The organism is Oleiphilus sp. HI0067 (genome assembly GCF_001635735.1).
Genome location: NZ_LWFI01001331.1, coordinates 1 through 956, shown reverse-complemented (window position 1 = coordinate 956; position 956 = coordinate 1). Strand labels below are relative to the sequence as shown.

Here is a 956-nt window from a genome sequence, read left to right as displayed (position 1 = left end):
CCTTGGCAAACTCGCAGGTCAATTCGGTGGTCTTGCCTCATTGGCTGGCATTAACCTTGGTGGTGGCGGTTCCAATAAAACCGCCGAAGCACTTGAAATCCTCCAGAGCTGGGCTTTTATAGAGGAATTTATTCAAGAGCAAAATATCGCCACGCAAGTGTTTGCAGTCAAAGACTGGAACCCTGAAACCGACGAGCTGATCTACGACACCGAAATCTACGATCCGCAAACTCAAACCTGGACGCGCGAGCCACCTAAAGGTAAGCAAGCAGAGCCAAGCTCTTGGGAGTTATACGAGCAGTTCAAAGAATACCTGTCAGTAGGCGAAGACAAAGTCAGCGGCTTTACCAGTCTTGACATTGAATACTACTCGCCAGAAGTCGCCAAAGTGTGGGTGGATGCGCTCCTTAATAAAATCAATTCCAAACTAAAAGCGCGTGACGCCGAAGAAGCACAAAAAAACGTCAGCTTCCTAAAGCAACAAATTGAAGAAACTCCACTCGCAAGCATGCAGAGTGTTTTCTACGACCTCATTGAAGACCAAACCAAAGTGCTCATGCTTGCCAAAGGCTCTACCGAATACGTTTTTAAAACCGTCAGCGAGTCGCGTGTATCGGAAGAAAAGTCCAAACCAAAACGCGCTTTGATATGTATCTTCGGTGCGATGCTTGGTGGCCTGCTCGGCTGTATTATTGCCCTAATACGGGGCTTAAAGAATCAAGATTGAAAGATGGAATTGGATAAAATGAAAAAAATATTGGTTACAGGGGCGGGCGGTTACATAGGTAGCGTGTTAGTGCCAAAGTTGTTGGAAAAAGGCTATGCAGTTGTTGCTCTAGATAGGTATTTCTTCGGTCAGGATAAGCTTACTCCCCATGCAAACCTTCAGATTGTGGTCGAGGATTCTCGCAAGATTCCAGAAAGTCTTTTTGAGGGTGTCTATGGTGTGATTGATC

2 protein-coding genes are annotated in these 956 nt (G+C 46.0%); both read left to right on the top strand.

The window, feature by feature from the left end; all coding sequences use genetic code 11:
* Nucleotides 1-727 (top strand): LPS O-antigen length regulator (locus A3739_RS30180; protein WP_197472471.1); only part of this gene is annotated, 727 nt, incomplete at its 5' end.
* Between the two features lie 18 nt (nucleotides 728-745).
* Nucleotides 746-956: NAD(P)-dependent oxidoreductase (locus tag A3739_RS20840; RefSeq protein WP_197472470.1), on the top strand; the 211-nt coding region annotated here is incomplete at its 3' end.